Origin of the sequence: Streptomyces alkaliphilus (assembly GCF_014141535.1) — a bacterium.
Lineage (GTDB): Bacteria > Actinomycetota > Actinomycetes > Streptomycetales > Streptomycetaceae > Streptomyces > Streptomyces alkaliphilus.
This window is the reverse complement of record NZ_VKHT01001212.1, coordinates 1-1,323: the sequence shown is the minus strand read 5'-3', so window position 1 is coordinate 1,323 and position 1,323 is coordinate 1. Positions and strand designations below refer to the sequence as shown.

1 protein-coding gene and 1 pseudogene are annotated in these 1,323 nt (G+C 71.4%); both read left to right on the top strand.

What is annotated here, in order from left to right; translation table 11 throughout:
• The first annotated feature begins 203 nt into the window (after positions 1–203).
• On the top strand, positions 204–833 hold the full coding sequence (locus FNQ90_RS23505) for a hypothetical protein (RefSeq protein ID WP_182608187.1): 630 nt from the start codon (positions 204–206) through the stop codon (positions 831–833).
• A gap of 239 nt (positions 834–1,072) precedes the next feature.
• A pseudogene (locus FNQ90_RS23500) lies at positions 1,073–1,323 on the top strand (hypothetical protein); the annotation flags it as partial.

The following is a 1,323-nucleotide window of genomic DNA, read 5'->3' as shown; positions in this document are numbered from 1 at the left end:
AAGATGTATATAAGAGACAGCACCCCCGGCGCGGCCTTCACGGCGTCCACGAAAAAACAGTGCTCACTCTTTCGAAGTAAGCGGGGAGATTCCGGCGGTCCGGTGGGGTTGTGGTCGCTTCCACAACCGGAAAGACTTCGGCCCCCGTGCGGGATTGCCGTCCCGCCGAGGGCCTGACCGATCAGGAAGCAGAGACCTTCCCGATGGCTGAGATCCAGCTCAGCCGCCCGGCGGGCGGCGTGTGCCATCTTTACGTCCGGCACACCGAGAACTACATCGTTCTGACGAACGAGTTGATCACCCGTGCGAGCAGTTCGCAGGCGGCGGGAGTGGGCCTGTACATCCTCTCGGTGCCCGAGGGCACCCCGGTGACCATCGAGGCGCTGTGCGCGCGGTTCTCCGAGGGGCGCGTCAGGATGAGCCGGGCGCTGCGGGAGCTGGAGGAGATCGGCTTCCTGGAGCGCTGCGTCGAGCGCGGTCCGGGTGGCCGTCTGAGCACCCGCACCATCATCCACCACCGCCCCCGCGACCTGCGGATTATCGGAAACGCGGGGGCTTCCGCGGCCCCCGCGAGGCGGCGCGCCTCCCGCCGCCGGGCGTCCCGCCCGCCGTTCGGGGGTCCCGAACCCGTCCCGATGGCGGCGACCCGGGTGGCGCCCCCGGCGGCCGAGGCTTCCCCCGCCCCGGGTCCGCATCGGTCGGGTCGACCCGGGGAGCGGGTCCCACCGTTCCCCTCCCGGACGCCGTCGCTCCCGAAGTGCCGCCGGCTCCCGTACCGGTGCGCGTTTCCGTGTCCGGGGATGACCCCCACTTCCCGGCCGCCCCCGCGTTGATTCCGGACGGGACCGCCGATCCCTCGACGCCGGCAACGGAATCGGTGGCGGTTCCCGTTCCCTCCAAAATTCCGTCACCGGTCGCGGAGGACTCCTCGCGTTTCCTTTCCCGCGCTCCCGGGAAAAGCGTCACCCCGAAAACCCCCGACACCAACGGATTCTCCTCGGAAACGGAAACCCGGAGCGGAGACCCCGGGCGTGGGGAATCCCCGGAGGGGGAACCGGTCGATGAGGCGGTGATGCGCATCGCGGCCTCACTGCGCCGGCGCGACCCCCGGCTGCTGATCTCCGAGCGCGAGTGCCGCCTCCTGGCGCCGGGCATCACGGCGTGGTTGGCGCGCGGGGTGAGCGAGGCGGAGGTGGTCCGGGCGCTGTGCCAGGGGCTGCCGACCGTGCTGCGCGGTCGGGCGGCGGGCATCCTGGCCTGGCGCCTGCGCGAACACCTCCCACCACCCGTATCCGTCGCCGCTTCGGCGCCGCCCGTCACGCC

Coding starts and splice junctions, on each gene's coding strand:
- FNQ90_RS23505 (WP_182608187.1), top strand. CDS start 204: ATGGCTGAGATCCAGCTCAGCCGCCCGGCGGGCGGCGTGTGCCATCTT.